The sequence below is a fragment of the candidate division WOR-3 bacterium genome, from assembly GCA_029858255.1.
GTDB lineage: Bacteria > Hydrothermota > Tepidihabitantia > SM23-42 > SM23-42 > SM23-42.
In genome coordinates this window covers 1-7,564 of sequence record JAOUFJ010000053.1, presented here as the reverse complement: position 1 = coordinate 7,564, position 7,564 = coordinate 1, and the positions used below count along the sequence as shown (strand labels likewise).

Genomic DNA, 7,564 nt, shown 5'->3' with positions numbered 1-7,564 from the left:
TGTTTCCGGATTATCAGCAAAAACCAGTTCGTAATTATTGTCCCCTACTGATTCATAAATGCCAATGTAGCCGTACGGCATAGCTCTATTCTTCACGATTTCTGCTATGCTATCCCGGTCAAAGTCAAATGCCGAGATTGGCAAAACTAGCGGCGGTCCCACCGTATCGCGCCACACCTCCTGGGTAGGATAGGAAAAAGAATCGGGAGATTCGAAAATTGCTATACCAACTGCTGGTGGGCCCCAACTCGACTGCATGACAAGATCGTACAACCCATCCAAATCAAAATCGCCGGAATCCCAGATAAGATGATCACCATCATCAACTATTGAATCCTGCAACTGCCATAGATTCTGCAGGCTCAACTCATAGAACATAACTTTGATCTCTAAGCTCCTCCGCACTATGATGTCTGTCAATCCATCGTGATCTACATCTTCTACTACAATCGTTCCATAGCTACCCTTACCATCCGGAATTACCCATTTCTCTACGAAATTGCCGAGCAGCAACGGCAGCATCAGCAAACCCGCCATTTTCCTCCCTCAGACTTCTACGGTTTTTTTACCCTTTTCCTTTTCCAGATATACCATCAGCGTGCGGGTGGAGCGGCCCGGATATATCTTTTCGATACCTTTCTTGTATACACGCAGTTGTTTCTTGTATTCACCTTTTTCCCCGCCGGTCTTGTAATCGGCGATGACTATTTCGTCACGGCCGATAATGAGCCGGTCAATGTGCGCGGACACGTCGCGCTTCTCTTCTTCGAAATAGATCGGCAATTCGTTCTTGCATGTGACGTCGCGGCCGTCCTTGTAGAACAAAAATCTCAAATCCTGGTCGAGCAGCGTATCCCGCACCAGCGGCGCCAGCCGTGCGTCGATCTCCTTCTCATCCTCTGCCGACCGCGCAAAAATACTCTTCGTGTACTCAACGGCATCGGCAATGCACTTTTCGACATCGACATCATCAAGCCATTCGACCTGGCTCAGCGCGCGGTGTATCATTTCTCCAAACTTCATTCCTCTCCTTCGCTCAGGCGCAACTATTTCCACGCCCCGTTCAGTCGGCGAATAGAGCGTCCGTTCTTCGCTGATCACCGGCGCTTCGCGGACCTCGACATACGGTTTTGCTTTCGCTTCTTCCCCGCGCGGCTTCTCTTTGGGCACAATGTCAATCATCGGGTAGGGTTTACCATCTAACCGTTCTTTGATCGTCTCAAGCCAGAAACCGGCATTTCTGTTCTTTGTGGTGAAGCCGAGCATGTAAACACCGGTTTTGGCCCTGGTCAACGCCACGTACAGGAGATTCAGGCTATCCTTTGCCAAGCGTACCCTCTCTGCTTCCTTAAGATCCAGAAGATACCTGCCGTACCCGCGCCAGTATACTTTGTCCGGCCGCACACTGTCATCTTTATACGAAAAGATCAGGTTGTCGTTCTCGCCCCTGGATAGATCTTCATCGGTCTCAGGAATTATGACAACCTCGAATTCCAGCCCCTTTGCGCGGTGGATGGTAAGGATCTGCACGCCACGCGCATGAGTTTCCTTCACCTGCAGCAACGCACCCTGCTGTTCGAACCAGTTAATGAACGGGGCGAGTGAATTCAAACCATCTTTTGTATATGACAACGCAGCATCGAGCAAGGTGGCTAGCGGATAAGACATCTTGAGCCCGAATTCGCGTATGCTACGGAAAATCAACTCATAAGGATTACAGAAATAAACGCTCGACAACAAATCCTTTAGCTTCTGCGTCACCGTCCAATCAGCATGGTGATCAAGGAGAACCATGTACAGGGTCTTGCCGTGGAATTTTAGTTTCCTTATCGTCTCTTCCTTGAGGTTGACCACCGGCGACAGCAGAACATGCACGAGGCTGAAATCATCCTCGGGGTCATCGAGGAACCGCAAGAGATGGATCATGAATTGCACATCGTGCTCATCGAGCACGCTCGCCCGCGCCTGGCTAACACAGGCGATTCCGGATGAGGACAACACGCCTGCCAGCTCCCTGGCAAATTTATTCTTCCGCGTGAGGATGGCAATATCGTCGAGTGCATAGCCGTATTTAGCGGTGAGTTCTTCGATGATCGCCAAGGTTTTCGCCATGACCGCTTCCCTGGCCTCTCCTTTTGACGGAAATGAACCTACCTCTTCGACGCGTACCCAGCCGCCCGTGTTGCCGGGTTTTGCCCGGTCTTTTTTGTTGAGGATCAGATTGACGAAATCAATGATCTCCTGCTTCGTGCGGTAGTTCACAACGAGTTCGTCACCTTCGATCTTTTCTCCGTACCGCTGCTTTACGTATTCGAATAGTTCGGGTGCACCGCCGCGCCAGCGGAAGACCGACTGGTGCGGATCCCCGACATAAAACAGGCTCTTCTTTTTCGGCTCGACCGCGGTGATTTCATCCATGATAGGCTCGAGTATTTCGATCTGATGAAGGCTGGTGTCCTGAAACTCATCGATCATCAGGTGGTTTATCTCAGAACCGAGTTTGAAATAGAGGTATTCGGTCTCCGGGCTTCTCGCCAGGGCCTTCAAGGTAAACGTTTCGATATCACTGAAACTCAACGCGTTCTTTTCCTTTTTGGCGCGCTGGAAGTACTCATGTATCTTCATGATCGGTTTCACGTGCACGAGTATCTCGCGCTCTGATAGTGTCACGATGTACTTCCTGCACGAAACGACCAGTTCGTTGAGCACGGCGTGATACTCCTGCGGCGAATCGAGATTCTCAATAAAATCGCGGATGTATTTCTTGCTCTCGATCCCATTTTCCAAAAACTCAGCAAATAAGGGTTTGAGTGCTTCGGCATCGCCGGCAGCAGCCGCTTCCTCGATCTTGCTAAGGAAATTGGCAAGGTACGTGTTCATCCTGCCCGTGGTCTTGGTGCAGGCTGCATCTTCATGCGCATGGACAAACGCTACAAATTTCTTCAGCGATTCAGCAAAGGCACTGGAATGTTTTGTGGTATCGGCTACTACTTTTTGCTCGCGGCCCGTCAATTCATCGAAGAAATCCATCCAGTTAATGAGGTTTTCGTAGAGCTGGTCGATACCTCTCTTTATTCCCTTCCCCTGCTGCTCCATCATATCACTGATGACCCTTAGAACCTTTTTATCCCTGCCCGCGGCCTCGAAGAATTCATCGATCGTCTGGACAAGGAGCGCGCCTTCTTTTGTTTCATCAAGGATATCGTAATCGGGCATGATATCCGCGGCAAACGGGATGCAGGAAAGGAAAGAAGCAAAAAGGCTGTGAAAGGTAGAAATGTGCAGGTCTGACAGATTGTTGAGCAATTGCAGCCTGCGTGCTGCAGCGCGCGTTTTGACATCCGGGAATATGCCGCTGAAATATTCCAGCACTTCTTTCTCGGAATCGGTCTTCGCGACACCGGTGCTGAGCACATCCAGATAGTGCAGGATACGGTCCTTCATCTCATACGCCGCCGCATTGGTGAACGTGATGGCGTACAGAGACTCGAGAGGATACCCGGGGTCCTGCAGATATAACAAGAGAAAACGTTTTGTGAGCGCGTGCGTCTTGCCGGAGCCGGCCGCAGAAACAAGCGCGATGTTCTTGATCATGCTACTCATCGATCTCTCCGCACACCTGCTTGTACGTGCAATGCTTGCATGACTCCGGGTCGTCGGTCTGGTGGAACGAGACATCGGGATCGAGGATCTTTTTTATCGTTGGAATGAGGATCTTATCGTGAAAATCAGTCAGGTAACTGGTGACGTTCATGCCTTCGACGATATCCCTGGTTCGGGACGCTTCATCGATCTTGTAGTAGAGCATGCCGCCGATGGCGTCGAAATTCCCCCTCGAAAAGATCACGGCATACATGGGCAGCTGAAACGCAAGGAAGTCATCTCCGATCTCAAGTTCCTTGTTCTTTGGCAGGCTGCCGGTCTTGTAATCTATAACGTAGTACTTCTCGTCGAGCGTGTCGATGCGGTCTGGAATACCGGTGAGCCTTATGGGCGTGCTGTTTACAGTCACGTAATGCTTCTCAATATGCTCGAGTGCCTCCCTCGCGATTTCAAAACCCAGGTTGAAGCGTTCCAGCTCAACCGCGAGAAAACTACGCAGGTACCTTTTATAGATCTCTGCATCGAGGTAGGTAACTGCGCGCGGTTTGCGGGCCAGCCCCTTGTTGCTGCTGATCGCCTTGTCGAATTCCATTTCAAGAAGCGAAGTTGCCCGGTCCATGTCGCTCTGCTTGAAACCACGTGGAAAATGGCGCGAGTAGAAATGTTGCAGCGCCGCGTGAATGATGCTGCCCCACTCGAGAGCGCCGGGTTCCTCGACTATCTCTGCAGGCTCGGCAACGTCCAGTACGTATCGAAGATAATACTGGTACGGGCATGCCCGGTACATTGAGAGCGCCGTCGGGCTCAAGCCCCGCCGCTGCAGTTTACCATAGATTATCTTGAGCAGGTCACTGCTCTTCTCGACCGAGCGCTTTGGTAATGCGAACGCGCACTGCTGCAGTCTGGTGACCGCGTCGTCATGGCGCATGCCTGGTAACGCAAGCATGATAAAACGCGACGCGATGTCCTTATCTTCCTCGGCCACGTAGGAGATATGAACTTCTTTCTTTCCTTCTTTCAACTCGGTGAAATAGTAGTAGAAGAGATTTTCCCGCTCCTGGCTGTGCGGGAGATTGACCGCTCGCCTCAGCGCCTGATTCACAAACATGTCCTTTTCGCTGTGCCTCGGGAATATGTTCTCATTCATTGAAGGAATGATCACGCAATCGAAATCGAGGTTCCTTGCTTCGAGCACGCCGATAATCTGCACGCCGCGCATCGGATCGCCCTGGATATGGTAACGACCACTCTCCAGCACGCGCAGCAGGAATTCCAGCATCGCCTTACCTTGTGGCAAGTACTTCTCCGGAACACGCAGTGCAGACAAATCATGCAGACGGTCGAGGAATTCCTTGATATCTGGCGAGCTTCTTTTCACGACTTCCTGATTGTACGACAGCAGATCGTTGAGCAATGCCACAATCCCGCTTAAGTACTCGGAAAACTCTAATTCGACATTTACAGCATCGCAGCAGCGCTTTATGAAGCTGACGAGCGGCCCGAATGAATCCACAAATTCTTCCGTATCAAAATAATTGCACTGCCTGTCGATCATGGTCTTCTCGAGACCGTAGATAAGGGGACGCAGTTCCTGCCGGTCGATGACCGCGTTTTTCATCAATGGATGGCGGATGAATGAAAACAATTCCTCGAAATGATAATCGCTGTTCACCACTTCGTGTAGCTGAGCGAGAAAAGAATATAATGAAGATTGCTTGAAGGAAAGGCCGGCCGAGAGGTTGTACTCGATGCCCAGCGTCTTCAGGCTCTCGGTGATGGAAAAGAGTATCGTCTCGTCGGCAAGGACGATCCCGACGCGGTGCAGCTCACTGTATCGCTTGGCGACTTCCTGCAGGACCGACTGAAGATGAAACGTCTGCTGCGATTCGCTCTTGAGCGACCTCACGTGCAACACCGGATGGACAGTGTTCTGTCCGCCCAGCATAGAAACAGCCTGCGGGTCTGCATTGAGGGTCTGAAATAATTTATGATGAACATGGAACGGGTCATGGACGTCGGCCGCTTTCTTCAATTCATCGGGCGAGCACGAGTGAAGAACGAGTTCTGACGGAATGTCTGACAGGATGGTCCCGACGATCTTTGACTCGACCGCGGTCAAGCCGGCAAGCCCGGCGATGGTCGTAAAATCAAAACCACTCAGGATATCCGCGCTGAACTTTTCATAAACAGAATCGTTCACGTCGACATTATCACTTGCTCCTGCTGCGTCAAGTGCGTTCCGGTATTCCTCGTAGATCTTCTTTAAGATGGGGAGTTCGTCTTCTATATACTTCTCAGGATAATGGCCGGCCGCGCTTAGCTCCTGAAGATCAGCGATCGTCACGCGCTCGCGCGCCAGTTCATCGAAAAAATTGAGTAACCGCTCGCCGATCGAAACGAATCTGAGGAACGGCAAATCACGCCACATCTCGATCTTTAGCGAATCGATGATGTTCTTCAACAGGAAATTACGTTCCAGCGAGTCCAGCATCCTGCCACAGCTGCCGCCGGTTTGCTCGTATGCGAATGCGATCAACTCATCGATCGTTTTCATCGCCGGCGGTATGATCCCTTCGCAATGAACCTCCTCGAGCAAATAGCGCCGGAAATAGAATTTGTTACGCTGCGACGGAAATACCATGAGAAGTCGTGAAAAATCCGGGGAATTAGACTCCAACTTCTCCTTCACATGCTCAGCCAGGACGCGCAGAAACGGCTGTTCGATCGGAATTATCTTTACCTTATCTTCTATACCCGGCATAATGATATTATAAATAGTTGACCTGTGAAGTCAAATACGACGAAGAAGCGACCCCTCGCAATCTTTTGTTGAGTTCTGAAAAATGTACTTAGTAAAACCTGGGGCGGTTTGCCCTTTCCTTCGCTTCCTCTTCCTTCTTACGTTCTTCTTGTTTCATCTTTATATATTCTTCGCGCTTCGCCTTCTCTAACTTCTGTATCACGAAAGATACGAGCCAGAGAAAAACTACGATCCCAAGCGCTATGACGATAAATATCACAATCCTACCTCCTGTATTTCATTAATTATAGCGGGCTGTGAAGCGATGTCAATGAGTTGGGGTGAAGATACGGCCATTGTATCCCACCGTGCGCATTCGTCCTCCTGTTCGCACTAGCAATTCAAGAATTAGCCAATTGGCTAATTCTTGAATTATAAAAACCGAGCAAAGTTTCAGAGACGCTGCATTGACAACATGAGGGGTAAGCGTATAATCCAGCATGAAGATAAAGATAAACGTATTCATATCCTTTGATATAGAAGGCATCAGCGCGGTCTCCTCGTGGCGCGAGGTCACGAAAGATTCTGCGAGCCTGGAGCGAATGCGCAGGATCGCCACTCAGGAAGTGAACGCAGCGGTCCGCGGCATAAGAAAAAGCGGGAAACGCGTAGGTATGATCACAGTATGCGATTCCCACGCTTCAGGTGAAAATCTCCTGATCGAGGAACTGGAACCGGGCGTGACCCTGATAAGAGGCACACCTCGAAAATACTACATGATGCACGGCATCAGTGAAGAATACGACGCGGCATTTTTCATTGGTTATCACGCAATGGCCGGCACGAGGGCCGCAGGAATGGACCACACCTACTCATCGGCTTCAATATATCGCGTAAACATAAACGGACACACTGTTGGCGAAACCGAGATCAACGCGGCACTTGCCGGGTACTACGGCGTGCCTGTGGCGCTGGTCAGCGGCGACGATCTGCTCATCAAGGAAGTCAGAAAATTCCTGGGTAAATCTGTTGAGACAGTGATCGCGAAGCGCGGCATCTCGAGGGCAGCGGCGCAATGCCGTCATCCGCAAGATGTCCAGAAAGAGATCTCATTAAAAGCCGTCCGTGCAATTCAAAAGGCAAAGAAGATCAAACCCTTTAAATTCAGATCGCCGATCCGGGCGGAAATCGACCTCGCGAGTTCGCTCGTTGCTGACGCAG

5 protein-coding genes are annotated in these 7,564 nt (G+C 50.6%); 1 reads left to right on the top strand and 4 read right to left on the bottom strand.

What is annotated here, in order from left to right:
• The 4 genes from OEV79_11970 to OEV79_11955 form a co-directional block, all read right to left on the bottom strand.
• On the bottom strand, positions 1 to 537 hold a 537-nt coding region (locus tag OEV79_11970), incomplete at its 3' end, for a hypothetical protein (protein MDH4212152.1).
• Positions 538 to 546: 9 nt separating this feature from the next.
• Positions 547 to 3,603 carry a UvrD-helicase domain-containing protein gene (locus OEV79_11965; GenBank protein MDH4212151.1) on the bottom strand — a complete coding sequence of 1,019 codons (3,057 nt, stop codon included), beginning with the start codon at positions 3,601 to 3,603 and terminating at the stop codon, positions 547 to 549.
• On the bottom strand, positions 3,596 to 6,364 hold the full coding sequence (locus OEV79_11960; protein ID MDH4212150.1) for a PD-(D/E)XK nuclease family protein: 2,769 nt from the start codon (positions 6,362 to 6,364) through the stop codon (positions 3,596 to 3,598). Before OEV79_11960 ends, OEV79_11965 begins: the two co-directional genes overlap by 8 nt.
• Positions 6,365 to 6,452: 88 nt before the next feature.
• The gene (locus OEV79_11955; protein ID MDH4212149.1) at positions 6,453 to 6,623 is read right to left on the bottom strand and encodes a hypothetical protein; all 171 of its coding nucleotides are present in this window, start codon (positions 6,621 to 6,623) and stop codon (positions 6,453 to 6,455) included.
• A 220-nt stretch (positions 6,624 to 6,843) separates the two neighbouring features.
• On the opposite strand from OEV79_11955, the gene OEV79_11950 reads away from it, so the two are divergent.
• Positions 6,844 to 7,564 (top strand): M55 family metallopeptidase (locus OEV79_11950; GenBank protein ID MDH4212148.1); only part of this gene is annotated, 721 nt, incomplete at its 3' end.